This window comes from Microbacterium sp. (assembly GCF_048259935.1).
Taxonomy (GTDB): domain Bacteria; phylum Actinomycetota; class Actinomycetes; order Actinomycetales; family Microbacteriaceae; genus Microbacterium.
The window spans coordinates 265,091-288,350 of the sequence record NZ_JBLXHF010000003.1 but is presented as its reverse complement, the minus strand read 5'-3'; the positions used below and the strand labels follow the sequence as shown (position 1 = coordinate 288,350).

Sequence of the window (23,260 nt, the reverse complement as noted above, 5' to 3'; positions counted from 1 at the left end):
ACCCGAGAGAAAGACACGCGCCATGAAGAGAACAGCATTCGCACTGCTCACGGCCGGCATCGTCGCCGCCGCCACGCTCACCGGCTGCTCAGCCGGCGGAGGTGCCACCGCAAGCGATGACGACATCCTGACCATCGCGGTGCCCACTGCACCGGTGAGCCTCGACACGCTCAAGGCCGCCGGAGGAGCCCCCGGTACCTGGTACGAGACGCCGGCCTACGCGGGCATCCTCGAGCGCGACCCCGACGGCTCCTATGTCGCCGGGCTCGCCGCGGAGTTCGGATACGTCGGCGACGGCAACACCGACTTCGAGTTCACGCTGCGCAGCGACCTGAAGTTCGCCGACGGCACCCCGCTCACCGCCACGGAGGCCGCGGCCTCGCTCACCTACTTCACCGAGACGACGACGGGTCCGAGCCGGGCGATGTACGCGCCGCTCACATTCGAGGCCGTCGATGACCTGACGGTGCACATCACCGCCTCGCAGCCGACGCCGCTCATCCCGTCTCTGCTCACCGCCGATATGCTCGGCGGGGCCCCGATCAGCCCCGCCGGCATCGCGGACGAGTCGGCCCGCGCGTCGAACACCTACGGTGCAGGCCAGTATGTGCTCGACACCAAATCGACGGTGAACGGTGACACGTACACCTACGTTCCCAACGAGCACTACTGGGATCAGGATGCAGTGCAGTGGGACAAGATCGTGCTCAAGGTGATCTCGAATACCACCCAGCAGGTGCAGGCCCTCAAGACCGGGCAGGTCGATGTGATCATCGGTGACGCCTCCATCGCTGGCACCGTCGACACCGCGGGCATCGCTCAGATCGAAGCACCGTCGCAGATCATGAACCTGTTCCTGATGGACCGCGACGGCACGCTCATCCCTGAGCTCGCCGACGTCCGGGTGCGGCAGGCGCTCAACTACGCGATCGACCGCGAAGCCATCACGGAAGCCGCTTACGGCGAATACGGAACGGCGACGACCCAGCCGGTGATCGACGGCGGCCCCGAGTACGGATTCGATGCGTCCCTGGATTCGTTCTACCCCTACGACCCGGCGAAGGCGAAGCAGCTGTTGGCGGATGCCGGCGTTGAGAACCTGACGATCTCGGGAACGTACCTGTCGTACTCTCCCTCCGACACGATCGTCGGTCAGGCGATGGCGTCGCAGCTCGCCGAGGTCGGCGTCACGCTCGACCTCAAGCCCGAGCCCGACTTCGGCAGCTGGGTCAACGACCTGGTGTCCGGTCAGTACGCCTCCACCCTGCTGACGAGCGCCGGCGACATGTACACGTCGACGCAGTTCGCCTGGACTCCTGACGCCGTAATGAACACGTTCCAGGTCTCGGACCCGGCCGTCAACGAGGGATTCACCGCGCTGGCGACCGCTCCCGCTGACGAGATCGAATCCGCCGCGAAGGAGATGAACCGCATCATCCTCGAACAGGCGCTCGCGATCTCGGTCTCGTCGTTGGACGCGATCTACCTGTACAACACCGACGTCGTGGAGATCGGATTCATCGGCACGACAGGTGGCCTCGCTCCTGTTTCAGCCTGGGTCAACCCCTAATCAGTTCAGGCGGCACCGGCGACGGTGCCGCCTCCTCCTTGATTGCAGATCATGACGACACTCATCATCCGAAGACTTCTGCTGGCGATCCCGCTGCTGTTGATCGTCTCGTTCATCACATTCTTCCTGCAGAGCTTCATCCCCGGCGACCCCGCGCTCTCACTCCTCGGACCGAGCGCAACACCGGAGCAGCTCGCCGCGTTGCGCGCTGAACTCAACCTGGATCAGCCGATCCTCGCGCAGTACGGGATCTACCTCTCGGGGCTGCTGCACGGCGACCTCGGTCAGTCGATCTTCACCGGCCAGCAGGTCATCGATTCGATCTTCGAACGCCTGCCTGTTTCGCTGTCTCTCATCGTCGCGACGACTGCCGTGTCGGTACTGATCGGAACGCTGCTCGGCGTGGTCAGCGCCACCGGCGGCCCGTTCATCGCCCGACTGACCGATATCGCATCGCTCGTCGGTGCGGCACTGCCGAACTTCTGGGTGGGACTCGTGCTGGTGTCGGTCTTCGCCGTCTCGCTCACGTGGCTGCCCGCCACGGGGTACGTGCCGTTCGAGATCTCACCGGAGATGTGGGTGCAGAGCCTGATCCTGCCGGTCGCCGCTCTCTCGCTCGGCGGAATCGCCACGGTCACCAAGGTGGTCCGCGACGGCGTCGCAAATGCCATGTCCATGGAGTACGTGCGCACTCTCCGCGCGGCAGGAGTCTCGCGCGGCCTCCTCATCTGGAAGCACTCGCTGCGCAGTTCTTCGGTGACCCTGGTCACCGTGCTCGGCGTGATCTTCGTCGGCGCGCTGTCTGGCACCGTCCTCGTCGAGAACGTCTTCGTGCTTCCCGGGTTGGGCTCGCTCGCCGTCTCCGCCACAGCCCGCCAGGATCTACCCGTGATCCAAGGCGTCGCTCTGGCCTTCACCGTCATCACGATCATCGTCAACCTGCTCGTCGATATCAGCTACGGGCTGCTCAATCCGAAGGTGCGCGTCTCATGACCACCCAACCGATCCAGACCCGGCGTCCCGCGCGGACCCCCTCGCTGCTGAAGCAACCGGTCGCCGCTGTCTCCCTCGCGATCATCGTCGTCGTCTCGCTCGCCGCTGCGCTCGCTCCGTGGATCGCACCGCAGGATCCTCTGAAGCAGTCCCTGTCCGAGCGTCTTCAGGGCCCGAGCGCGGAGCACCTTCTGGGCACCGACACTCTGGGGCGCGATGTCCTGAGCCGGCTGATCTGGGGCGGTCAGCCGACACTGACCGGGGTCCTCGTCGCCGTTCTCGTGTTCACCTTCGTGGGCGTCGCGCTCGGCCTGCTCGCGGGATATTTCCGCGGATGGGCGGATGCCGCGATCAGCGCGCTGGCAGACATCCTGATGTCCGTCCCCGGTGTGGTCCTCATCCTCGCCGTGCTTGCCATCTTCCAGCAGCAGTTGATGCCGGCGATGGTGATGCTGGGAGCTCTGGGTGCGGGCAGCCTCGTGCGCGTCACACGCGCGGAGGTCATGAAGATCCGCGGTGAACTCTACGTCTCAGCTGCGAAGGTCTCGGGCCTGCGCGCCCTCGTGATTCTCGTCCGGCACGTTCTCCCCGGCGTCGTCAGCCCGGTGATCATCCAGGCCTCTCTCTTCGCGGTCACAGTCCTCGCCGTGCAGACCGGCCTCGGGTTCCTCAACCTCGGCGTCATTCCTCCCGCCCCGAGCTGGGGAGGTCTGGTCGGCGAGGCCGCAGGCAACCTGGCTCAGGCCGGCTGGTTGCTCTTCGTCTCCGGTGCGACGATCACGATCGTGGGGCTCGCCTTCGCACTGGTCGGAGACGGCCTGCGCGATGCCGACGCCCAGCGGCGGACTCCGCTGGCGGTGAACGTGCGGCGCAAGCGCGTCACCGCGCCTCCGGCGACGCGCAGCGAAGGATCCGCCGCGGACGAGGCATCCGCCCTCATCACGGTGCGCGATCTGCACATCACGTTCGATTCCCGCCCCGACCCAGTGGTGGAAGCAGTCTCGTTCCAGGTGGAGCGCGGCGAGATCATCGGTCTCGTCGGCGAATCGGGCAGCGGCAAGACCATCACCTCGCTCGCGATCATGGGTCTGCTCCCCGGTACCGCGTGGGTATCGCAAGGCGAGATCCTGCTCGACGGCGTCGATGTCGCCAACGGCGATGATCGCCTGTTCGCGCCGATTCGAGGACACCGCATCGGGCTCATCTCGCAGGAGCCCATGGTGGCGCTCGACCCGCTCTTCACCATCGGCAGCCAACTCAACGAAGTTCTCCGGAGCACGGTCCGAGGCCGCGCCGCCCGCCGAGCTCGAGCGCTCGAACTGCTCCAGAGTGTGCACCTGCCGAATCCTGCGGACGTGCTGAAGCGGTACCCGTTCGAGCTTTCCGGCGGCATGGCCCAGCGCGTCGTCATCGCGCTGGCGCTCGCCGGAGACCCCGACGTTCTGATCGCCGACGAACCGACGACCGCGCTCGATGTCACGGTTCAAGCCGGCATCCTCGGTCTGCTCCGTGAGCTGCGAGACTCCCGAGGGCTCGCTGTTCTGCTCGTCACCCATGATCTTGGCGTAGTCGCGGATATCTGCGATCGGGCGATCGTGATGGAGCACGGGAGGATCGTCGAGTCCGCCGACGTCGAACCGCTCTTCGCGAACCCCCAGCATCCGTACACACGTGCGCTCCTGAGCAGCACCCCGTCCCTGGTAGGTGCGCGATGATGCCGACGGAAACCGTGCCCACGACCGAGGTGGCGCCTGCTCTCGCCGTCGAGAACCTGTCGGTGTCGTACGCCGCGCGCAGGCGGCGAGCCCCACGGGTTCCGGTCGTACGCGATGTGTCGTTCACGATCGGCGTGGGCGAGACCGTGGCCCTGGTCGGCGAGTCCGGGTCTGGGAAATCCACGATCGGAAACGCCGTGCTCGGACTCGTGAGCCCCGACAGCGGAACCATCCGCGTCGATGGGCGAGATGTGCTGCAGATGCGCGGCGGCGAGCGCCGAGCGATGGCCGTCGATCTGCAGGCGGTTTTCCAGAACCCGTACGGCTCGCTCAACCCCTCACTCAGTATCGGGAGCACTCTGGCCGAGCCGTTACGGGCGAGCGGGGCATCGAAGGCAGAAGCGCACAGCCGGATACGAGCGCTGCTCGCTCAGGTGAACCTGCCGGCTGACGCGGCTGACCGCCTGCCGGGAGCCTTCAGCGGCGGCCAGCGCCAGCGCATCGCGATCGCCCGTGCCGTCGCGTTGCGCCCGCGCCTGATCGTGTGCGATGAACCGACGAGCGCCCTGGATGTCACCACGCAGGCCGCGGTGCTGACGCTCCTGCGGGAACTGCAATCCGACCTGCAGGTGTCGTATCTCTTCATCACGCATGACCTCGCCGTGGTGCGCGACTTCGCCCACCGGGCGTGCGTACTACGCGGTGGCGAGATCGTCGAAGACGGGCCAGCCGAGGCGGTGTGCGAGAGCCCGGAGCATCCGTATACGCGCAAACTGCTGGCGGCAGCCCCGGTGCCGGATCCGGTGCTCCAGCGCGAGCGCCGCGCAGCGTGGCAAGCGCTCGAGGCCGATGACGTATGAGGGGCGACCGGGTTCCCCACGCGCGGATCGCCGGTGTGAGCACCTAAACTCGGGCTCATGGCGAGAACCGCGATGAGTCGAGTGACGCTGCGGCAGCTCGAGTACTTCCGGGCGATCGCTGCGACCGGTTCCCTCGCAGCCGCAGCCGAGCAGTTGCACGTCTCGCGATCGACGATCGCCGGTGCTCTCGATGACCTCGAGAGCGGTCTCGGAACCCAGCTGTGCGTGCGTCACAAATCGCAGGGCATCGAGCTCACCGCAGCCGGTCGGACCGTGCTCGAATCCAGCCTCGGCGTGCTTACCCAGGTCGAAGACCTCGAGTCGGTCGCGCATCCCCACCGGCTGAGCGGTGTGCTGTCGGTCGGATGCTTCGGTTCGCTCGCCCCGACGGTGCTCCCGAAGCTCATCAGCCGCTTCACCGCCGATCATCCCGACGTTCAGGTCGACATCGAGATCGAATCGACGGACGTGCTGATCGAGCGCGTGATGTCCGGCCGACTGGACCTCATCATCTCGTATCGCCTGCACACCGATCCTCGGCTGGATGGCCGGCAGCTCTACGAGACGCGCATGCACGCAGTGCTCCCGATCGACCACCCGCTCGCACGGCAGTCCGTCATCGATGCCAGAGACCTCGCGGACGAGCCCATGGTGATGATGACCACGCCTCCCAGCGAGGAGGATATCGCCGACTACTACGCGTCCATGGGAATCGTGCCGAACGTGAAGTACCGGGTGTCGCACTTCGAGTTGGGCAGGTCGCTGGTCGCCGCAGGGCTCGGCTACGGCTTGTACATCCAGCGCCCCCGCCACGACCTCACCTACGACGGCATCCCGTTGGCCACCCGGCCGCTCAATCCCCCACCGCTCCCCGGCCAGGTGCGCATCGCGTGGCCGCGCGGCCGAGCATTGAGTGCGAAGTCGGCGGCGTTCACGCAGCTCGCGCTGCTGCCCGAGCACGAGCTCGCTCCTCGATCGCTCTATACGGACTGAGGCGAGGAATCCGTCCGCCGATCGCACCCGCGAGGGCGAGAGAACACGCCGTGACGGCATCCGATGGATGCTGTCACGGCGTGTTCCGGCGGTCTCCCGCGACCGCCAGACGCTCAGCTCACTCGCCGAATGCGGCCTTGACCTCGGCGAGATTCTTCGCGTGGACCTCGAGCACGTCGGTCAGGCTGATCGGCTTGAGCAGATCCAGCTCATCCGCAGGCGGCAGTCCGTTGGGACCAGCCTCGCCTGGGAGCAGCGGGTAGTAACCCAGCTCTGCCGATGCCTGCTGCGCTTCCGGTGTGAACAGCCACGCCATCAGTAGCTTCGCGGCGTCGGAGTTCGGCCCACCCTTCAGTAGCGCGACGTAGTGCGGCGACAGGTGCACCCCGTCTTCCGGAAGCACCCAGTTCACCGGTGCACCGCTCGCACGGTCGCGCAGGTAGAACGCCATCGGATACGCGGGCTGCACGGCGAATTCGCCGGTTGCCACTGCTGCCCCGGCAGCCGGCGTCGATGCCTGGAAGGTGATGTCCTGCGCAGCGAAGTCACTGAGCCACGAGTCGCCGAGTCGTCCGTCCCACATCACGTGAGACAGCGTTCCCATGCCCGCACCGTTGCGCGTCATGTTGTCCGACGTCATCTGGCCTTTCAGCGCGGGGTCGAGCAGGTCGTCCCATGTGGCAGGTGCTTCATCCTCGCTGAGCAGGTTCGTGTTGTAGGCGAACCCGAATGTGGCCGCCGTCGCCGCCCAGGCGGCTCCTGTGGGCTCGCCGTACGCCACCTCGTCCAGCTCACCGGCCAGTACGGGCTTGAACGGCTCGAGCTGGTCTGCCAGCAGGTTGCCGGCGATACCGGCGTCGCCGTTCTGGATGAGGTCGCCGACGTGCTGACCGCTGGCGAACTCCGCCTCGAGCTTCGCGGTCAGGTCCGGGCCCAGGATATAGACGGGGTTCACCGTGATCCCGGGGAAGCGCTCCGAGAAGATCTCGTACATCGCGGCTTTGTCCGTCTCGCCCGGGCCGTAGATCGTCACGCTCGTCTGTCCGGACTCCTTCGCAGCCGCGTAGAGCTCGTCGAGCTGTGCGGCTGCTGCCTCGCCGCCGAGCGCCTCCACGTTGCTGACGTCATTGCCCGCATCGTCGCCCCCACTGTACGCAATCCTGCCAGGAGGAACGTTCCGCTACGCGGAACTGCACCGGCGAGGATCGGCGATTCGTCGAGTCAATCCCGTCAGCACTCGATGACGTTGACCGCCAGCCCGCCCTCGCTGGTCTCTTTGTACTTGGTCGACATATCGGCGCCGGTCTGCCGCATCGTCTCGACGACAGCATCCAGCGACACATAGTGCTCGCCGTCACCGCGCAGTGCGAGACGCGCGGCTGTCACGGCGGTGGATGCCGCGATCGCGTTGCGCTCGATGCAGGGGATCTGCACGAGCCCGCCGATCGGGTCGCAGGTGAGCCCGAGGTGGTGTTCCATCGCGATCTCGGCAGCGTTCTCGATCTGCCTGGTCGTGCCGCCCATGACGGCGGTGAGCCCGCCGGCGGCCATGGCGCAGGCAGACCCCACCTCTGCCTGGCATCCGCCTTCCGCACCCGAGATCGACGCGTTCGCCTTGAACAGCGACCCGAGCGCGGTGGCGGTGAGCAAGAAACGGCGGATGCCGCGGCGACGGTTCGCCTCGGCCACCGCAGCGGAATCGATATCTGCCCCACGCGCTGCCTTCGGCGAAGCGCCGGAGAATCCGAGCAGGGCGCTGCCGACGAGCTCGCCATAAGGGGTGACGGCGTTTCCCGCCCCGAGTCCGGAGTCGGCCAGGAACCGCCACCAGTACATCGCGACCGCGGGGAGGATGCCGGCCGCGCCGTTGGTGGGTGCCGTGACGACGCGGCCGCCGGCCGCGTTCTCCTCATTGACCGCGAGCGCGAACGCGCCCAGCCACTCTCCGGGGATCGCGGCGGACCCGTCGGCTTCGATCCCATCGAGCTGCTCACGGAGCGCGCCGGCGCGGCGCTTGACCTTGAGGATGCCGGGGAGTACACCGTCGGCGTGCAGCCCCGCGTCCACGCATTCGGCCATCGCGTCCCAGATCGCATCGAGACCTGCGGCTACTTCGGCCTCTGATCGCAGCGACATCTCGTTCTCCCGAGCGACGTCGGCGATCGTGATGCCGTGCTCATCGCAGAGCTCGATCAGAGATGCTGCGTCGGCATAGTTGAGCGGGAACCCTCCGGCGGCGATCTGCGCCTCTTCGCCGTCTCGGCGGATGAAGCCTCCGCCGATCGAGTAGTAGGTGTGCTCGACGAGCGTCGAGCTGTCGGCCGCATGCGCGCGCAAGGTCATGGCGTTCGGATGCCCCGGCAGCCGTGTGCGCGGAGCGAACTCGATATCGTCTTTGGTGAAGGGCACGGTGTGAACGCCAGCCACGACCAGGCTCTCCCCCTCGGGATACGACGTCCATGCACCGCGCACGTCGGCGGGGTCGCATGTCTCGGGCTCGAGTCCGCGCAGGCCAGCGACCACAGCATCCGGTGTGCCGTGGCCGATGCCGGTGGCGCCGAGCGATCCGTACAGCGTGCAGGTCACCCGAGTGACGTCGTCGAGGGCTGTGTCTGCGGCCAGACGCCGCGAGAAGTCGAGCGCTGCCCGCATCGGACCGACGGTGTGCGAGCTCGACGGACCCACCCCGATGGAGAACAGGTCGAAGGCCGAGACGTACGCAGTCACACCACCAGGCTACGCTGTGCGGCGCGAACGAGCGGGAACGAAAAACCCCCGCCGCTTTCGCGGCGGGGGTTCACTACTGTCTCAACACAGTGTGCGCCACAAGGGACTCGAACCCCTAACCTTCTGATCCGTAGTCAGATGCTCTATCCATTGAGCTAGTGGCGCATTCTCTCGGCCAGTTCCGTTCAAACGGGCCTCAGCAAGAATACATGACGAACGACCGGAACGCGAAACGAGCGTCAGGACGCCGTTTCGCGCTTGCGCTTCGCCCGCTGCTGCGACGAAAGCGCCTGCAGATCGACCAGGCGAAGAGCCTGCATCCGGGCCTCTCGCATCGTGGCGTAATCGGGGTCCTGGTCCGGACGCATGCCTTCTACAACGAGGCGTCGATCAAGGTTTCCTCGTACGTCACCCCATGCGGCGGAGCGAGCGTCTTCGACGAGGGACTCCAACTGCGCGGGATCATCTGCCATGGCCGTCAGCCGCTCGGCGACACCGGCGGACTGCTTGGCGCGACGGCGCAGGTTCCGCACATCTCGATCACGGTAGTCGTGGGTGCCAGCGGGATCGGAGTGGCGGCCCCGCGCACGCTTGCGCAGTCGGATGACGTTCTCTGCCGCCTGCTCGGATTCTGCGGACATCGCGAGCAGTGCCTGACGGGCCACATCGCGATACTTCTCTGCGTCGAAGACCCCGCCCCTGGCGATCGTCCCGACGAGGATCTGGTTCTTCACCACCAGGCGCGCGGCAGCAGTGGCGATCGCGACACCCTCAGCGATGGCATCCGCAGTTCGTCCCACCAGAACCTCCTTCCCAGATCGTATCGTTCCCCAACGACACCATTGTCGGTCACAATAGAATCCGACAGGTATCCCGGCCTGTCGATACGCGCAGCGCTACCCGAACGCTGCAAGGAGGATGGATGCGACGGCTCACCCTTGCCGGCCACACCACCGTGATCACCGGCGCCGCCAGCGGCATGGGCGCATCGATCGCCCGCCAGCTCGCCGCTCAGGGTGCGCATCTCGCCCTGATCGATCGCGACGCCGAGGCGCTGAACTCGCTCACGGATGAGCTTCCCGGAACGATCAGCGCACACGTCGTCGACCTCCGCGATGACGACGCCGTCTTCGCAGCGGCTGCGGAGATCACCGCGGTCCACCCGAGCATCAACGCGCTGATCACATGCGCCGGGTCATCAATGCTCGGCACTCTCGATCAGCTCACTATGGAAGAGATGCGCTGGCTGGTCGACGTGAACCTCTGGGGAACCGTCTCGATCACCAAGGCTCTGATGCCCGCGCTCCGGCGAGCACCCGCCGCACACATCAGCCATCTCGGCAGCCTCTACGCGCTCGCTGCCCCTGCGGGGCGCATCCCCTATTCGATGAGCAAGTTCGCTGTGCGCGGTTTCTCCGAAGCTCTCCGCCACGAGCTGGAAGACGCTTCGGTCAGCGTCGGCATCATCCACCCGGCCGGCGTGCGCACCGGCATCGTGCTGCACGGCCGCTATGCCGCCTCGATCGACCCGGCGGTCGCGGCACGAGCCGCGTCCGCGCAAGCTGCGATGTACCACACCGAGCCAGAGGACGCGGCGGCGCAGATCATCCGCGCCACCGAGCGTCGCCGTGCGCGCGCCTTCATCGGGCGCGAAGCACGCCTCGTCGACACCATCGTGCGGATCGCCCCCGCGCGGTACTGGCGCGCGATGCGCACGGCGCTGCGCCAAGCCACGGATACGACGACGCCGATCAGCTAGAGCGACGCGTTCAGATCGTGCTGACCCTGCCCGCGGGAAGAATGCCCTCGGCGACGGAGCGCCCTCTGGTGTTGGACCACTGGCTCCACGAACCCGGGTACACCCGGGCGCGAATTCCGGCATGAGCAAGCGCGAGCGCCATGTGCATTGCCGCAACTCCTGACCCGCAGTACACGGCGACGTCGGACTGCGCGTGCACTCCCACCGCGGCGAAGATGCGCCGCATCGCGACAGGGGACCTGAAGTGCCCCGCTCCATCGAGCGTCGCCAGCGCAGGCAGATTCACGGCGCCCGGAATGTGCCCGCCGACCGGTGCGCCGACCGTGCGCGCTCCGCTGTACTGCTCGGGCGTGCGCACATCCAGAAGCACTCCGCGACGAGCGAAGTCTTCGACGTCATCGATCGTGAGCGCGGCCTGATTGTCGGGGACGAGCGTCACCCTGCCGAACGCAGGCAGCACATCGCCTTGTTCGATGGAAAGTCCTTCCCCTGCCCACGCCCGGATGCCGCCGTCGAGCACCCTGGCATCGATGCCGTTGCCGCTGAGGAGCCACCACAGCCGCGCCGCCGGCACACTGCTGTTGTCGTCGTATGCGACGACGATGTCGCCGTCATCGATCCCCCAGCTGCGGGCCGCGTGCTGCAGGTCCTCGAGCGCGGGAAGCGGATGCTGACCGTCCTGTGGCTGCCCTCGGCGGGAGAGCTCGTGTTCGAGATCCACATAGACCGCACCCGGTAGATGGGCCCGAACGTACTCGGGTCGCCCCTGCGGACGGTCGAGCCGCCAGCGCACATCCAGCAACCGCACCGGAGCGCCAACGCCATGTTCAGCGTCGATCTGCAGCTGCTGCAGCTGCACCGCACTGACCAGATGGCTCATGCATCCCAGCATCCGGGCTTTTGCGGCCTCCCGCCACGCACTCACGACACGCGCGTTAACGGAGCGACATTCAAGGTAACGCGCGACCCGCTCGCCTCGGTTGCATGAGGTCAGGGCAGGCGGTTCGCCTTGGCGAGATTCTCCGTCAGCTCGGCGGAATTCTGACGCACCACGTACGCGGGGCGGTCGCGCTCGACCCGCCACGACTCGCTGAGCGGACCGATGTTCACGGTGTCGAATCCGATCTCGTCGTAGAACGAGGTGACGAAGGCCGCAGCGTCATCGAAGTCGCTCGCCGTCGCGAGAGCGCGGCGGTTCTCGGCGCCAGCGGGCAGACCATCGGTGGTGATGTCGCCGGATCTGATGTGGTTGAAGGCCTTGGCGACCTTGGATGCGGGCAGGTGCTCCTGCAGCATCTGCGAGGTCGTCGTCTCGCCCTCGTCAAGGGCTGAGATGTGCCCATCGCGCTCGAAATAGTAGTTGTTCGTGTCGAGCACGATCTTGCCGGCAAGCGGCTCGACCGGAACCTGATCGAGGGCGCGCAACGGCACGGTCACCACGACCACATCCCCCGCCGCGCCCGCCTCAGCTGCCGTCGCCGCACGCGCGTTCGGTCCGAGCTCTGCGATGAGATCGCTCAGGGTCTCTGGGCCTCGCGAGTTCGAGATCACGACCTGGTGCCCGTGTGCGAGAGCCGCACGCGCGACCTGGCTGCCGATGTGTCCTGCGCCGATGATTCCGAAAGTTGTCATAGTGGAGACAACGTGCACCGCGCCCGGATATTCCGTCAGTCGAGCTTGCGCATCGCGTCTTCTGCGGCGACCCAGCCGAGCATGGCGCACTTCACCCGCGCAACGTACTTGGACACGCTGCCGAGTACGGCCGCATCTCCGAGGAGCTCTTCATCGGGCTCGATCTTGCCGCGGGAACGCATCGCTTCGCGGAACACATCGATCCTTCTCTGCGCCTCGGGAACGGTCATTCCCTCGACGAGGTCAGCGAACAGAGATGCCGATGCCTGAGAGATCGCGCAGCCGTGACCCTCCCACGCGATGGCCTCGATCGTCTGGTCGTCGGCGAGGTGCACCTGCAGGGTGATCTCGTCGCCGCACGTGGGGTTCAACTGGTGCGATTGCGCCTTGACATCTTCGCGCAGGCCGAAGCCGTGCGGGGTGCGCGAATGGTCGAGGATCAGTTCCTGGTAGAGGTTCTGCAGGTCGCTGGAGGTCATGAGCGCACTCCGAAGAAGTCGATGGTGGCGGCGACGCCGTCGAGGAAGGCGTCGATCTCGTCGTCGGTCGAGTACAGGTAGGTGCTGGCGCGGGTGGATGCTGTCACGCCGAGCCTGCGGTGCAGCGGCTGCGCACAGTGATGGCCGACCCGCACGGCGATTCCCCGGTCGTCGAGGAACTGCCCGACATCGTGCGAATGGATGCCGGGGATGTCGAAGCTCGCCAGTCCCACTCGCGACAGCTCGATGCTGGCTCCGAGCACGCGGACGCCGTCGATTGCAGTGAGTCCATCGACGAGCCTTGCCCCCAGGTGCGCCTCATGGGCGGCGATGCGCGGCATCCCGACGCCATCAAGATAGCGAATAGCTGCGGCGAGCGCGACGGCCTGCGAAACCCTCTGGGTGCCGGCTTCGAACCGCTGCGGCGGGGGCAGGTACTCGGCCTCGGTGGTGGTGACCGTGGTGATCATTGACCCACCGGTGAGGAACGGCGGCATCGCCTCGAGCAGCTCGCGGCGGCCGTAGAGCGCGCCGATCCCGGTGGGGCCGAGCATCTTGTGACCGGAGAGGACGGCGAAATCGACCTCAAGCTGCTTCACGTCGATCGGCAGGTGCGGGGCTGACTGGCACGCATCGAGCAGCACCAGCGCGCCGACCTCGTGCGCCCGCGCGATCACCTGTTCGACCGGGTTGATGACCCCGAGCACATTGGACACGTGAGTGATCGCGACGATCTTCGTGCGTTCGGTGATCAGGTGCGCAGCCTCATCGAGACGGAGTGCGCCGTCATCGTCGAGCGGGATGACGCGCAGGGTCGCCCCGGTGCGCGCGGCGAGCTCCTGCCACGGGATGAGGTTGGCGTGGTGCTCCATCTCGGTCGTGACGATCTCGTCGCCCTCGCCGAGACGGAATCGTTCCGCCGCCGCTCCCCCGCGCCCGGCCGAGGCATTGGAGAACGCGTAGGCGACGAGGTTGATCGCCTCGGTCGCATTCGACGTCCAGACGAGCTCGTCGTCGTCGGCGCCGATGAACCCGGCGAGCGTGCTGCGCGCGTCTTCGAACACCTCGGTCGCCTCTGCGGCGAGAGTGTGCGCGCCCCGGTGCACAGCGGAGTTCAGTGTCGTGAGGAACTCGCGCTCCACGTCCAGCACCGCGAGCGGGCGCTGGGCAGTGGCACCGGAGTCGAGATAGACCAGCGGATGCCCGTTCACCTCGGTCTGCAGGATCGGGAAGTCCGCGCGGATGCCGCGAATCTCGGCATCCGTCAGTGCATCGGTCACGGGCAGAGACGAAGTCATTGTTCAAGCTTCTCACCTGCACCGAGGGGCAGGGCGACAGGCCGGGCGATGGGCGGGACTCAGGCGGGTGAATCGTCCGGGTTCAGCGCCTTCAGTGCGTCCTCTTCGACCTCGTTATCAGCATCCAGCTGCTCTTCCGTCGCCTTGTCACCGCCGAGAGGCGCGTCGTCCGAGCGAGCGACATCTACCGCGCTCTCTTCGGGGCGGCTTTCGTCAGCAGGGTCGTGTCGGTGCTCATCATCCATATCCGCACCGTACGCCGGAACCCGCGCGAACGAAACTCATCCTGGATCATTTTTGACTGCCACTCGGGCTCAGAATCGGCAAAATTCATCTCGCATCTCCCGCCCTCGCGCTCGTGATCGCACCGCGCAGGCGCGCTAACAGGGCTGCGCCGCGGTTGCCAAGGTCGTCCTGGGTCAGGCGGATCACGATCCAGCCGCGGTCCTCCAGATCTCGCTGGCGCCGGATGTCGGTGCGCCACTGTTTCGGGTCGCGACGATGCCCGTCACCCTCGTACTCGATCGCGATCTTGAGCTCGGGGTACGCCAGATCAACCCGTGCCACGAAGAGTCCGCCGTCAAACACCTCGTGCTGCACGACCGGTTCCCCGAACCCAGCATCCGTGATCAGCAATCGAGTCTCCGTCTCCTTCGGAGACTCGACCTGAGGGCGCGCGAGGGGGATCGCTTTGCGTACCGTTCCACTCCTGGGAAATCTTCCCCAGACCACGAGTCGACCCTCGATGTCCTCCACCGTGGCGAGCGGGCGCCCCGGGCCGAGATCGGGATAATTGTCAGCATCGGTGATGAGCGCGTCGATGATCGTGACCGCCTCGTTGACGGTGAGTTCCGGCGCGCACGTGAACAGCGCGCTGATGGGATCCACGACGGGCACTCCGGACACAGTCCATCGACGCACCCGCGCGCTGGCGAGACGCCGCCCCTTGACCTCTGCGATCTTCGGCGGGTTCAGGTGCGGCGGCACAGCGATGTCGAGAGGTTCGTCCGACTTCCAGAACCACGGAAGCGGAAGTCCCCATATTCGGGCGGCGGTACGTCCTGCGAAGTCATGCTCGGGCCGCATGCGGGGCTGGTAACAGGCGATCGTCTGGCGAAATGTCTCCGGCACGGACTTCGAGCGCGTTCCGCGGAAGGGCCGGTGCAGATCGTTGGCATCGCGGCGGGATCGCCCCACCCCTGCGGAATTCGCAGTGCGGATGCTGAAGTGGTCGCCCAGCCGCGAGGGGAGCTTCTTCGGGATGCGCATGCACACAGCTTGGGCGATTCCCGAGGCACCGCTGCCCGCCATTCGCACGAATGTGGATAGCTCGCGATATCTGCGCGCTGTGCAGTACGTGTACCCGCCTGGCGCCTCTGCCCCGCCCCCTGCTCCCAGAGCATGCGGGATGCTTCGTGTCGGTTCTGGGCCCGAATAACCGACACGAAGCATCTCGCACCGCCCCGTCCACGCACCGCACCGCACGCGCGGGTCATTCCGCAGTGCCACGGGGTCGGTACCGCAGGAGGACGCGGGACTATGCCCGCCATCCGTAGCGTCGAAGCATGATCACTGCAGAAGGCCTCACGAAGAGGTTCGGAGACAAGACCGCCGTCCAAGATGTGTCGTTCACGATCCGCCCTGGCACGGTCACGGGCTTCCTCGGCCCGAACGGCGCCGGAAAATCGACCACCATGCGCATGATCGTGGGGCTTGACCGTCCAACGTCCGGGCGCACCACCGTCAACGGCCAGGAGTACCGCAAGCTGCGCGCACCACTGAGCGAAGTGGGAGTGCTCCTCGATGCGAAGGCCGTGCACACCGGCCGCACCGCCCGCAACCACCTGCGCGCGATGGCAGCGACCCACGGCATCCCGGCATCCCGCGTCGACGAGGTCATCGATCTCGCCGGCATCGGACCCGTTGCCCGCAAGCGTGCCGGTAAGTTCTCACTCGGCATGGGGCAGCGTCTCGGCATCGCCTCGGCGCTCCTGGGCGACCCGCACACACTCATCCTCGATGAGCCGGTCAACGGTCTCGATCCCGAGGGCGTGCGCTGGGTGCGCCAGTTCGTGCGTCACGCAGCATCCGAGGGCCGCACCGTGCTGCTCTCCAGCCATCTCATGAGCGAGATGGCACAGACCGCCGATCACGTGATCGTCATGGGGCGCGGGCGGGTGCTGGCGGATGCTCCGCTCCCCGAGCTCGTGCGCTCATGGACGACAAACTCCGTGCTCGTGCGCACACCACGCGCGATTGAGCTCGCCTCCGCCCTGGAAGGACCCGAAGTGGAGATCGTGACCACCGGTCCCGAGACGCTCGAGGTCAACGGCATCCCGGCATCCCGCATCGGTGATGTCGCCGCGGCCGAGCGCATTGCACTGCACGAACTCACCCCCACAACCGGCTCGCTCGAAGACGCTTACCTCGCCCTGACCGGCGAGTCCGTCGAGTACCGCAGCTCCGTCGAGAACCCCGAGGAGATCTCATGACCACCACGACTGCCCCGAGGCGAGCCACCCACGTCGCATCGCCTTCTCGATTGACCTTCCCACGTCTGCTGCGTAGCGAGTGGATCAAGCTCTCCACCCTCCGCTCGACATGGTGGGCGATCGGCATCTCGGCCCTCCTCACGATCGGAATCGCCCTGATCGCGGCAGCATCGCTCAAAGACGTCGTGGGCTTCGAGCCGATCCAGGCCGTGGTCTCGCCGATGCAGTTCACGATGCTGCTCGCAGGAATCCTCGGCGTGATCTCGGTCACCGGTGAGTACTCCACCGGAATGATCCGGTCGACCTTCACCGCGCAGCCCGTCCGCGGCGCGGTGCTGGCGGCGAAGGCGGTCGTCATCGCGATCGTGCTCTTCATCTCATCGCTGATCATCTTCTTCACCGCAGCTCTCGCCGTCACCCCGTTCTTCGCCGACGGTGACATCCCGTTCGCATGGGACGATGCCGCGAAGTCGACCCTGCCGATCCTGGCCGCGTCGATTTCGATGGCGGTGTGCGCGCTGATCGGTCTCGCTTTCGGCTTCCTCCTGCGCTCCGGTGCGGGGGCGATCGCCGCGACCGTCGGTCTGCTGTTCGTGCTGCCGCTGATCGCGAGTCTGTTCGCCGCGGCGGGCCCTGGGTGGGAATGGATCGCAACGGTGGTGAACCACCTGCCGATGTCAGCCGCGCAGAGTGCGATCCTTCCGCAGGACGACTTCGGCATCCCCGCGGTCGAGGCATACACGACCCTCGCCGCATGGGTTGCCGCAGGCATGCTCGGCGCCTGGGCGGTTCTGCGCACACGTGACGCGTAGAGTCGACCACGTGAACACCGGCCGCAGCTCCTCTGTCCTCACGGACGCGGAGCTGCGGTTGCCGCGTACCCCCGGGGTGATCCGCAGGTTCTGGGCGCGGCATCCGCTGCTCGCCGACATTCTGATCGCGCTGATCTGCTTCTTGCTGACCACAGGTCCGCTGACGTTCGTCGGCTTTGGCGCCCCTTCCGGGAACGCAGATGAGCCTGTGCCGTCCCCGGTCTGGTGGATCGTTCTCGCCGTCCTGATCCTCGCGGCATGCGTGCTGATGGTCTGGCGTCGGCGGTGGCCGGTACTCGTTGTCGTTGCCTCGTACGCGGTGTCGGTCGCCTATCTCTTCTCGCTGTCTCCCGGCGGCGGCATTCTGCTGCTCGTCGCCAGCTATGCGCTCGCCGTCTATCGGTCGGCTCGCGCCGCCTGGATAGGCCTGGGCTGCGGAATAGGCATCTACACGCTGATCGCGGTGATGATGTGGTTGTGGGGTCCGCTGCACTTGTTGGACTCCGTGAACGGAGTGGCCGGCGAGCTCACCACGGCCCTGATCGGCACCCTCATCGGCGTCAACATCGGCGGCCGCAAACGCTACGTCGAGGCGATCATCGCCCGCTCCCGCCAGTTGCTCGTCGAGCGCGATCAGCAGGGACAGATCGCGGCCGCATCAGAACGCGCACGCATCGCCCGTGAGATGCATGACATCGTCTCGCACTCGCTCACCGTTGTCGTCGCGCTCTCTGAGGGCGCTGCCGCCACCGACGATCGCGAGCGCGCCCGGGATGCCTCTACTGCCGCCGCGGCAACCGCGCGCGGCGCGCTAGCCGAGATGCGCGCCATGCTCGGCGTGCTGCGCGATGGAGATGCGGATGCTCCGCTGGCTCCCTCCGCGCCTATCACCCCGCAGGATACGATCGCTGCCGCGCAGACCGCCGGATACCCGGCGACTTTGACCATCAAGGGATCTGCGGCGACGTCACCGGCTGCCTCGCCCGCCGTGGAGTTCGCGATCGGACGCATCGTGCAGGAGGGCGTGACCAATGCCATGCGGCACGCTCGCGCCGCGCGCACGATCTCGGTGCGCATCGCGTACGAACCCGAGCGCGTCACGATCGACATCGAGAACGACGGCGTCGTTGGCCCCGCCAATACCTCGGGCTTCGGCATCCGCGGACTACAGGAGCGCGCCGCGCACGCCGGCGGCACGCTGTCATCCGCGCCGTCGGGAGAGGGCCGATGGCTCCTGCATGCCGAATTGCGCAACGACGAGTCAGAGACCGAGGAACGCCATGAGTGACAGCATCCGCGTGCTGCTCGTCGACGATCAGGAGCTGATCCGGGTCGGCTTCGGGCTCGTCCTCGAGGCCGAGCCCGATATCGAGGTCGTCGGCGAGGCCGCAGACGGGGAGGCCGCGATCGCTGCCGCTCGCACGTTGCGCCCCGACGTGGTGCTGATGGACGTGCGGATGCCGGGGACCGACGGCATCGCCGCAACACAGACCATCATGAAAGAGCTTCCGGAGAGCCGCGTGCTCGTGCTCACCACCTTCGATCTCGACGAATACGCGTTCGGCGCGATCGCCGCGGGTGCGGGCGGGTTCCTCCTGAAGGATGCGCAACGGCACGAGCTGATCTCGGCCGTGCGTGCTGTGCACCGCGGGGACGCCGTGCTGTCACCCCGGGTGACGCGGCGATTCCTCGAGCATCTCAGTCCGCAGCTGCGCACAGTGCCTGCTGTGGATGACCCGACCGGGTCGCTGACGGAGCGCGAGCGGGACGTATTCATCGCGATCGGCGAGGGTCTGACGAACGCCGAGATCGCACAGAAGCTGTTCCTCAGCGAATCAACCGTGAAGACGCACGTCGGACGCGTGCTGATGAAGCTCGAAGTGCGCGACCGCATCCAGGCAGTGATCCTCGCCCACCGCCTCGGTCTCGTAGGTTGAGCGACATCACCTGATCGAGGTCGCGCTCAGGGAGTCGTGCGCTCGTTCTTGACCACCGCACCCGCGGTGACGAACACCAGCGCACCCACGATGCTGCCGGTCACCCAGATCCACGGGTCGAGTGTGAGCGGAAAGACCGGGTTCCAGACCACCGCAATGATGACGAGCGCGATCGTCCACCACCATTGCCCTGCCTGCAGCGCGAACCACGCGACGATCAACGCGAGGATCGTGACGACGAAGAGGACGATGGTCCTCCCGAGCCCCTCTGCGAAAAGCGGCAGCGGAGAGATGATCAGCGCGATCGCCGCGAGGATGCCGGGGACCAGAGCGTTGCGCTGCAGCTGTGGGGAAGGAGAAGCCATAGCTCCATCTTCGCGCACTCGCGTTCAGTGCGTGAGCGTTCAGTGCGTGGGCGGGAAGTGCGGGATGTGCGTCGGGCGGGTGGAGCGCGAGGGCGTATCGGCGGTCTGCGCGGCATCCAGCTCGGCGAGCAGCTCGTCCATGCTGCGGTAGCGCGAGCGCGTGGGGCACGGACTGCGCAACCAGAGCACGTCGAAGTGCCCGCTCTCGTTGCGGTCGATGTAGGCGACCAGACGGGAGGCATCTGCTTCCATGAGCGCGGCATCGCAGATTCTCCACGAGTTGTGAGTGAGCGGGATCACTTCCCAGACGGATGCCGGTCTGGGGGGCTCTGGGGCTGTCATGGTCATAATGGCTTTCCTCCGGTGACGGGAAGGATCGCACCGGACGTGTACGACGACTCAGCGGACGCGAGATAGACGTAGGCGCCAGCGAGCTCGGCAGGCTGTCCCGCGCGCCCGAGCGGGGTGTCGCTGCCGAAGGTGCGGATCTTCTCTTCGTCCCATCCCGTGCCGGGGATCAGCGGCGTCCAGATGGGGCCGGGGGCCACCGCGTTGACCCGGATGCCGCGTGGGCCTGCCTCTTCGGCGAGCGCCCGCACGAATGCCACCTGAGCCGCCTTGGTCATTGCGTAGTCGATGAGTCCCGAAGAGGGGTTGAAGGACTGGATGGATGCCGTGACGATGATGCTCGCTCCGGCTTCCAACCCTTCGAACGCGGCCCGAGCGGAGAAGAGCAGACCCTCGAGGTTGGTCTGGAAGACGCGGCGCATCTCGTCGGTGCGCAGATTGGCGAAGCCGTCGATGTCGTGCTGATAGCCAGCGTTGAGAACGAGGACGTCGAGCCCGCCGAGCCCCTCCCGCGTCTTGTGCACGACTTCCGTGGCGAAGTCCTCATTTCGCAGATCGCCTGCGAGACCGAGGCCCGTGCGTCCTGCCTCTCTCACGAGGTCAAGGGTGGCGTCAGCATCCGCCTGTTCTTCGGGCATGTGCACGATGGCGACATCCGCTCCCTCGCGGGCGAATGCGATCGACACAGCGCGCCCGATGCCGGAATCACCACCGGTGATGAGCGCCTTGCGACCCTCGAGGCGACCATGACCGACGTAGCTTGTCTCGCCGTGGTCGGGCGCGGGGCGCATCTGATCCGTCAGGCCAGGCTGGTTCTGCGTCTGAGCGGGAAATCCCGCGTCTGAATGCGCATGGCGGGGATCTTCGGTGTGCATGTGTGGCCTCCTCGCAATGGGTGTAGTCACACTATTGTTCTGTTCAGCCTCCCCGGCCAGGGGGTTGACACGATGATCGACCGGTGCGAACGAGCCCGCACGCTCGACAGGTCAGCTGACCGGTGGCACCGTTGACATCTCTGCGGTTCCGGCTTCACCGTTGTCGGCCGGCTCAGGAACGAGATAGAGGCCGGATGGGGCGTTCGCGGTGTACGCGAGGGCGTCGACCCACGCACGGTTGATCGACGGCTGACGTCCGCCGTAGTACTTGTAGACGATCGAACTGCCCGGATGCACCCACACCGTGGTGCGACCGCCGCCCACACTGGCGTCCTCGCGCCAGCTGAAGGCGAAGGGTTCGCCCCGTCGTAGCTTTGCGCTGATCACGAGCTGCAGGTGGGTTAGCGCGCGATCTTCGATTTCTACCTTGACGCCGCCCTCATAGATGAACTTGCCCATAGCTGCCTTGCTCCCGTGATGTTCGCCCTGTTGCGACGACTGCCGCTTTCGGACGGATCTCTCTGGGGCTAGCGTAATGCCATGGGAACGATCTTCTACGGTGGCGGCGCCGATCCGATCTTGGTCGAAGACCGCGCCCTCGCACACCTCAAAGTGGTCATCGCGACCAAGCTGCGCCGCAACGAGAGCTTCACCCTCTCGTGGCGGCACCCCGAGGGAGAGAAGCCTGGCCGGTCGACCATCTGGCTGCATCCGTCGATCCCGCTGCGCTTCGTGTTCGATGCCCCTGAGCCGCCCGCGCTGAGTGCGGAGTGGATCACCGCGATGGCCAACTCCGCCAATACGAGCGGGGGCATCACCCTGATCCCCGAACATGTGCGGCCCTCGGGGAGCTCCAGCTAGCCGCGCACTGTCTCGAGGTCAAGCCCCTCTCCTCCGCGCTCCGGTCGGCCCTAACGTTGCCACCAGTGAGAGAAGGAAGGGACCGGACATGACTGACCAGACTGCCCCCGGATACACACCGACGACAACCCATGCCGAATGGGGAGCAGGCGCTCCGAGGTTGCTCGTCTCGCGTGAGGACGACCGGTTCGTGCACCACATCACGATCGACGCGGTGCGTATCGGCTCGGCTGACGGCAACGAGCTCCAGCTCGCCGACACTGATCCGGTGCATGCGAGCATCGCGCACGACGACCGCGACGAATACGTGCTCACGCTGCACGGCGCGGGCGAGATGAATGCAAGTCCGCTCGCTGCCGAGACAGACGGCGGTGACCGTTCAGAGATTCTGCGCACGGGCGCGCGCTTCACCGCGGGCCCGTGGACTCTCGTCTTCAGCCGGGATGAGTTCGCCGATCATGGTCGCCCGTACGGCGGGCGCGAGGGTGGAGAGCTCGACGACCAACCCGCGCAGCCGGCGCGACCTGACTACACCGATCGCGGTGACGAGGAGCCGGATCCAGCCGACCTCGAAGTCAAGGACGGCTGAGCCGTCGCTATGCCCGTCGACCGAGAAGGAGAAAGAGCATGACGCTCGCCAGAGACATCATGACTTCTGCACCGCGGTGCATCGGAGAGAACGACTCGCTCAGTATCGCGGCAGCCGTCATGTCGAAACTCGATGTCGGAGCATTGCCGATCTGCGGCGAAGACCGAAAGCTGATGGGGATGCTCACCGACCGCGACATCGTGGTCGGTGCAGTCGCCGAAGGTCTCGATACCGAGAGCACGCCGGCGCGAGCGCTCGCTCAGGGGAGCCCCGTGACCGTCGAGGCTTCGGATGACATCCAGGTCGCACTGCAGAAGATGCAGGAGCATCAGATTCGACGGCTGCCCGTGATGGACGACCACCTGCTCGTGGGAATCATCAGCCAGGCGGATGTCGCGCGCTCTCTCGCGCCGGAGACAACCGGTGTGACTGTCGAGAGCATCTCTCGGCAGGAGACGGGATGAGCTCGACTCCGTCTGCCGACGTCGAACGGATCAGCGAACTGGCGCGCGTTCACGGTGTGCGCATCGCTGTGGTCGAATCGCTCACATCCGGCGGCCTCGCCCACACGATCGGTGCGGGCGAGGAAGCGAGCACATGGTTCGCCGGCGGCATCGTCGCGTATCTGACCGATGTGAAGCAGAACTTGCTCAAGATGACCCCCGGAGTGGATCCGTGCTCTGCGGAATGCGCGCAGCAACTGGCCGGCGGCGGCCTCGCCCTTTTCAATGCCGACGTCTGCGTCGCCACGACCGGTGTCGGCGGGCCTGACACTGAAGGAGGGCACGAACCGGGAACGGTGTATCTGGGCTGGGCGACCGGCGACGGCGTTGGACATCTTCGCCTCCAGCTCGAGGGCGATCCCGACACCGTGCTGACGGCCACAATCGCCGCGGCCTGTCGGCTGGTGCGTGTGCGCACCGAAGAACTCGGCCGGTCTGAGCAATCGGAGTGA

Annotated in this window: 27 protein-coding genes and 1 tRNA gene; 14 read left to right on the top strand and 14 right to left on the bottom strand. The window is 66.5% G+C overall.

What is annotated here, in order from left to right:
- The first annotated feature begins 22 nt into the window (after positions 1–22).
- From ACN0RC_RS07035 to ACN0RC_RS07015, 5 genes are read left to right on the top strand one after another with little or no spacing between them, the layout of a single operon-like run.
- Positions 23–1,570: an ABC transporter substrate-binding protein gene (locus ACN0RC_RS07035; RefSeq protein WP_417510170.1), complete on the top strand. Its 1,548-nt coding sequence runs from the start codon at positions 23–25 to the stop codon at positions 1,568–1,570.
- A 51-nt stretch (positions 1,571–1,621) separates the two neighbouring features.
- The gene (locus ACN0RC_RS07030; RefSeq protein WP_417510168.1) at positions 1,622–2,563 is read left to right on the top strand and encodes an ABC transporter permease; all 942 of its coding nucleotides are present in this window, start codon (positions 1,622–1,624) and stop codon (positions 2,561–2,563) included.
- The gene (locus ACN0RC_RS07025) at positions 2,560–4,278 is read left to right on the top strand and encodes a dipeptide/oligopeptide/nickel ABC transporter permease/ATP-binding protein (protein ID WP_417510166.1); all 1,719 of its coding nucleotides are present in this window, start codon (positions 2,560–2,562) and stop codon (positions 4,276–4,278) included. The genes ACN0RC_RS07030 and ACN0RC_RS07025 overlap by 4 nt, the downstream gene beginning before the upstream one ends.
- Positions 4,275–5,138, top strand: coding sequence for an ABC transporter ATP-binding protein (locus tag ACN0RC_RS07020; protein ID WP_417510164.1), 864 nt, complete (start codon positions 4,275–4,277; stop codon positions 5,136–5,138). Before ACN0RC_RS07025 ends, ACN0RC_RS07020 begins: the two co-directional genes overlap by 4 nt.
- A 57-nt stretch (positions 5,139–5,195) precedes the next feature.
- Complete coding sequence (locus tag ACN0RC_RS07015) at positions 5,196–6,131, top strand: LysR substrate-binding domain-containing protein (protein WP_417510162.1); 936 nt, start codon at positions 5,196–5,198, stop codon at positions 6,129–6,131.
- A 118-nt stretch (positions 6,132–6,249) separates the two neighbouring features.
- Here the strand turns inward: ACN0RC_RS07015 and ACN0RC_RS07010 are convergent, their stop codons facing one another.
- The 4 genes from ACN0RC_RS07010 to ACN0RC_RS06995 form a co-directional block, all read right to left on the bottom strand.
- Positions 6,250–7,245 carry an ABC transporter substrate-binding protein gene (locus ACN0RC_RS07010; RefSeq protein ID WP_417510160.1) on the bottom strand — a complete coding sequence of 332 codons (996 nt, stop codon included), beginning with the start codon at positions 7,243–7,245 and terminating at the stop codon, positions 6,250–6,252.
- Between the two features lie 116 nt (positions 7,246–7,361).
- A complete protein-coding gene (locus ACN0RC_RS07005) occupies positions 7,362–8,858 on the bottom strand; it encodes an L-serine ammonia-lyase, iron-sulfur-dependent, subunit alpha (protein WP_417510159.1) in 1,497 nt (498 codons plus the stop codon).
- A 92-nt stretch (positions 8,859–8,950) separates the two neighbouring features.
- A tRNA-Arg gene (locus tag ACN0RC_RS07000) sits at positions 8,951–9,023 on the bottom strand.
- A 74-nt stretch (positions 9,024–9,097) separates the two neighbouring features.
- Positions 9,098–9,658 (bottom strand): asparagine synthase, encoded by a 561-nt coding sequence (locus ACN0RC_RS06995; protein WP_417510157.1) that lies wholly within the window; start codon positions 9,656–9,658, stop codon positions 9,098–9,100.
- Between the two features lie 122 nt (positions 9,659–9,780).
- Here ACN0RC_RS06995 and ACN0RC_RS06990 point away from each other — a divergent pair, with 122 nt between their 5' ends.
- Positions 9,781–10,617: an SDR family NAD(P)-dependent oxidoreductase gene (locus ACN0RC_RS06990; RefSeq protein ID WP_417510155.1), complete on the top strand. Its 837-nt coding sequence runs from the start codon at positions 9,781–9,783 to the stop codon at positions 10,615–10,617.
- A gap of 10 nt (positions 10,618–10,627) precedes the next feature.
- Here ACN0RC_RS06990 and ACN0RC_RS06985 read toward each other — a convergent pair whose 3' ends face one another.
- From ACN0RC_RS06985 to ACN0RC_RS06960, 6 genes are all read right to left on the bottom strand, one after another.
- On the bottom strand, positions 10,628–11,497 hold the full coding sequence (locus tag ACN0RC_RS06985; RefSeq protein ID WP_417510153.1) for a sulfurtransferase: 870 nt from the start codon (positions 11,495–11,497) through the stop codon (positions 10,628–10,630).
- A gap of 110 nt (positions 11,498–11,607) precedes the next feature.
- The gene (locus ACN0RC_RS06980; RefSeq protein ID WP_417510151.1) at positions 11,608–12,249 is read right to left on the bottom strand and encodes an NADPH-dependent F420 reductase; all 642 of its coding nucleotides are present in this window, start codon (positions 12,247–12,249) and stop codon (positions 11,608–11,610) included.
- 35 nt (positions 12,250–12,284) lie between these two features.
- The gene (sufU, locus tag ACN0RC_RS06975; RefSeq protein WP_417510149.1) at positions 12,285–12,728 is read right to left on the bottom strand and encodes a Fe-S cluster assembly sulfur transfer protein SufU; all 444 of its coding nucleotides are present in this window, start codon (positions 12,726–12,728) and stop codon (positions 12,285–12,287) included.
- Positions 12,725–14,026, bottom strand: coding sequence for a cysteine desulfurase (locus tag ACN0RC_RS06970; protein WP_417510147.1), 1,302 nt, complete (start codon positions 14,024–14,026; stop codon positions 12,725–12,727). The genes sufU and ACN0RC_RS06970 overlap by 4 nt, the downstream gene beginning before the upstream one ends.
- Positions 14,027–14,085: 59 nt before the next feature.
- Positions 14,086–14,271 carry a hypothetical protein gene (locus ACN0RC_RS06965; RefSeq protein WP_417510145.1) on the bottom strand — a complete coding sequence of 62 codons (186 nt, stop codon included), beginning with the start codon at positions 14,269–14,271 and terminating at the stop codon, positions 14,086–14,088.
- A gap of 85 nt (positions 14,272–14,356) precedes the next feature.
- Positions 14,357–15,295 (bottom strand): endonuclease domain-containing protein, encoded by a 939-nt coding sequence (locus ACN0RC_RS06960; protein ID WP_417510143.1) that lies wholly within the window; start codon positions 15,293–15,295, stop codon positions 14,357–14,359.
- Positions 15,296–15,591: 296 nt separating this feature from the next.
- On the opposite strand from ACN0RC_RS06960, the gene ACN0RC_RS06955 reads away from it, so the two are divergent.
- Genes ACN0RC_RS06955 through ACN0RC_RS06940 form a run of 4 tightly spaced genes read left to right on the top strand, consistent with a single transcriptional unit; the run spans position 15,592 to position 19,267 of the window.
- A complete protein-coding gene (locus tag ACN0RC_RS06955; protein ID WP_417510141.1) occupies positions 15,592–16,518 on the top strand; it encodes an ABC transporter ATP-binding protein in 927 nt (308 codons plus the stop codon).
- Positions 16,515–17,330: an ABC transporter permease gene (locus ACN0RC_RS06950; RefSeq protein ID WP_417510139.1), complete on the top strand. Its 816-nt coding sequence runs from the start codon at positions 16,515–16,517 to the stop codon at positions 17,328–17,330. Before ACN0RC_RS06955 ends, ACN0RC_RS06950 begins: the two co-directional genes overlap by 4 nt.
- Before the next feature lie 10 nt (positions 17,331–17,340).
- The gene (locus ACN0RC_RS06945) at positions 17,341–18,618 is read left to right on the top strand and encodes a sensor histidine kinase (protein WP_417510137.1); all 1,278 of its coding nucleotides are present in this window, start codon (positions 17,341–17,343) and stop codon (positions 18,616–18,618) included.
- Positions 18,611–19,267, top strand: a complete 657-nt coding sequence (locus ACN0RC_RS06940) for a response regulator (RefSeq protein WP_417510135.1) — start codon at positions 18,611–18,613, stop codon at positions 19,265–19,267. The genes ACN0RC_RS06945 and ACN0RC_RS06940 overlap by 8 nt, the downstream gene beginning before the upstream one ends.
- A gap of 26 nt (positions 19,268–19,293) precedes the next feature.
- Here the strand turns inward: ACN0RC_RS06940 and ACN0RC_RS06935 are convergent, their stop codons facing one another.
- The 4 genes from ACN0RC_RS06935 to ACN0RC_RS06920 all read right to left on the bottom strand — a co-directional run bounded on the left by ACN0RC_RS06935 (position 19,294) and on the right by ACN0RC_RS06920 (position 21,314).
- Positions 19,294–19,632: a DUF6804 family protein gene (locus ACN0RC_RS06935; protein ID WP_417510133.1), complete on the bottom strand. Its 339-nt coding sequence runs from the start codon at positions 19,630–19,632 to the stop codon at positions 19,294–19,296.
- A gap of 39 nt (positions 19,633–19,671) precedes the next feature.
- Positions 19,672–19,980, bottom strand: coding sequence for a hypothetical protein (locus tag ACN0RC_RS06930; RefSeq protein ID WP_417510131.1), 309 nt, complete (start codon positions 19,978–19,980; stop codon positions 19,672–19,674).
- On the bottom strand, positions 19,977–20,855 hold the full coding sequence (locus ACN0RC_RS06925) for an SDR family oxidoreductase (RefSeq protein WP_417510129.1): 879 nt from the start codon (positions 20,853–20,855) through the stop codon (positions 19,977–19,979). The genes ACN0RC_RS06930 and ACN0RC_RS06925 overlap by 4 nt, the downstream gene beginning before the upstream one ends.
- 111 nt (positions 20,856–20,966) lie before the next feature.
- Positions 20,967–21,314 carry an ATP-dependent DNA ligase gene (locus ACN0RC_RS06920; RefSeq protein WP_417510127.1) on the bottom strand — a complete coding sequence of 116 codons (348 nt, stop codon included), beginning with the start codon at positions 21,312–21,314 and terminating at the stop codon, positions 20,967–20,969.
- 81 nt (positions 21,315–21,395) lie between these two features.
- On the opposite strand from ACN0RC_RS06920, the gene ACN0RC_RS06915 reads away from it, so the two are divergent.
- The 4 genes from ACN0RC_RS06915 to ACN0RC_RS06900 all read left to right on the top strand — a co-directional run bounded on the left by ACN0RC_RS06915 (position 21,396) and on the right by ACN0RC_RS06900 (position 23,260).
- Positions 21,396–21,716, top strand: coding sequence for a hypothetical protein (locus ACN0RC_RS06915; RefSeq protein ID WP_417510125.1), 321 nt, complete (start codon positions 21,396–21,398; stop codon positions 21,714–21,716).
- A gap of 88 nt (positions 21,717–21,804) precedes the next feature.
- The gene (locus tag ACN0RC_RS06910; protein WP_417510123.1) at positions 21,805–22,305 is read left to right on the top strand and encodes a hypothetical protein; all 501 of its coding nucleotides are present in this window, start codon (positions 21,805–21,807) and stop codon (positions 22,303–22,305) included.
- A 38-nt stretch (positions 22,306–22,343) separates the two neighbouring features.
- Positions 22,344–22,769 carry a CBS domain-containing protein gene (locus ACN0RC_RS06905; RefSeq protein WP_417510121.1) on the top strand — a complete coding sequence of 142 codons (426 nt, stop codon included), beginning with the start codon at positions 22,344–22,346 and terminating at the stop codon, positions 22,767–22,769.
- On the top strand, positions 22,766–23,260 hold the full coding sequence (locus ACN0RC_RS06900; RefSeq protein ID WP_417510120.1) for a CinA family protein: 495 nt from the start codon (positions 22,766–22,768) through the stop codon (positions 23,258–23,260). The genes ACN0RC_RS06905 and ACN0RC_RS06900 overlap by 4 nt, the downstream gene beginning before the upstream one ends.

Excerpts from the sequence above, each read along its gene's own strand:
- ACN0RC_RS07035 (WP_417510170.1), top strand. The coding sequence starts at position 23 with ATGAAGAGAACAGCATTCGCACTGCTCACGGCCGGCATCGTCGCCGCC.
- ACN0RC_RS07030 (WP_417510168.1), top strand. The coding sequence starts at position 1,622 with ATGACGACACTCATCATCCGAAGACTTCTGCTGGCGATCCCGCTGCTG.
- ACN0RC_RS07025 (WP_417510166.1), top strand. The coding sequence starts at position 2,560 with ATGACCACCCAACCGATCCAGACCCGGCGTCCCGCGCGGACCCCCTCG.
- ACN0RC_RS07020 (WP_417510164.1), top strand. The coding sequence starts at position 4,275 with ATGATGCCGACGGAAACCGTGCCCACGACCGAGGTGGCGCCTGCTCTC.
- ACN0RC_RS07015 (WP_417510162.1), top strand. The coding sequence starts at position 5,196 with ATGGCGAGAACCGCGATGAGTCGAGTGACGCTGCGGCAGCTCGAGTAC.
- ACN0RC_RS06990 (WP_417510155.1), top strand. The coding sequence starts at position 9,781 with ATGCGACGGCTCACCCTTGCCGGCCACACCACCGTGATCACCGGCGCC.
- ACN0RC_RS06985 (WP_417510153.1), bottom strand. The coding sequence starts at position 11,497 with ATGAGCCATCTGGTCAGTGCGGTGCAGCTGCAGCAGCTGCAGATCGAC.
- ACN0RC_RS06980 (WP_417510151.1), bottom strand. The coding sequence starts at position 12,249 with ATGACAACTTTCGGAATCATCGGCGCAGGACACATCGGCAGCCAGGTC.
- sufU (WP_417510149.1), bottom strand. The coding sequence starts at position 12,728 with ATGACCTCCAGCGACCTGCAGAACCTCTACCAGGAACTGATCCTCGAC.
- ACN0RC_RS06970 (WP_417510147.1), bottom strand. The coding sequence starts at position 14,026 with ATGACTTCGTCTCTGCCCGTGACCGATGCACTGACGGATGCCGAGATT.
- ACN0RC_RS06965 (WP_417510145.1), bottom strand. The coding sequence starts at position 14,271 with ATGGATGATGAGCACCGACACGACCCTGCTGACGAAAGCCGCCCCGAA.
- ACN0RC_RS06960 (WP_417510143.1), bottom strand. The coding sequence starts at position 15,295 with ATGCGCATCCCGAAGAAGCTCCCCTCGCGGCTGGGCGACCACTTCAGC.
- ACN0RC_RS06955 (WP_417510141.1), top strand. The coding sequence starts at position 15,592 with ATGATCACTGCAGAAGGCCTCACGAAGAGGTTCGGAGACAAGACCGCC.
- ACN0RC_RS06950 (WP_417510139.1), top strand. The coding sequence starts at position 16,515 with ATGACCACCACGACTGCCCCGAGGCGAGCCACCCACGTCGCATCGCCT.
- ACN0RC_RS06940 (WP_417510135.1), top strand. The coding sequence starts at position 18,611 with ATGAGTGACAGCATCCGCGTGCTGCTCGTCGACGATCAGGAGCTGATC.
- ACN0RC_RS06935 (WP_417510133.1), bottom strand. The coding sequence starts at position 19,632 with ATGGCTTCTCCTTCCCCACAGCTGCAGCGCAACGCTCTGGTCCCCGGC.
- ACN0RC_RS06930 (WP_417510131.1), bottom strand. The coding sequence starts at position 19,980 with ATGACCATGACAGCCCCAGAGCCCCCCAGACCGGCATCCGTCTGGGAA.
- ACN0RC_RS06925 (WP_417510129.1), bottom strand. The coding sequence starts at position 20,855 with ATGCACACCGAAGATCCCCGCCATGCGCATTCAGACGCGGGATTTCCC.
- ACN0RC_RS06920 (WP_417510127.1), bottom strand. The coding sequence starts at position 21,314 with ATGGGCAAGTTCATCTATGAGGGCGGCGTCAAGGTAGAAATCGAAGAT.
- ACN0RC_RS06915 (WP_417510125.1), top strand. The coding sequence starts at position 21,396 with ATGGGAACGATCTTCTACGGTGGCGGCGCCGATCCGATCTTGGTCGAA.
- ACN0RC_RS06910 (WP_417510123.1), top strand. The coding sequence starts at position 21,805 with ATGACTGACCAGACTGCCCCCGGATACACACCGACGACAACCCATGCC.
- ACN0RC_RS06905 (WP_417510121.1), top strand. The coding sequence starts at position 22,344 with ATGACGCTCGCCAGAGACATCATGACTTCTGCACCGCGGTGCATCGGA.
- ACN0RC_RS06900 (WP_417510120.1), top strand. The coding sequence starts at position 22,766 with ATGAGCTCGACTCCGTCTGCCGACGTCGAACGGATCAGCGAACTGGCG.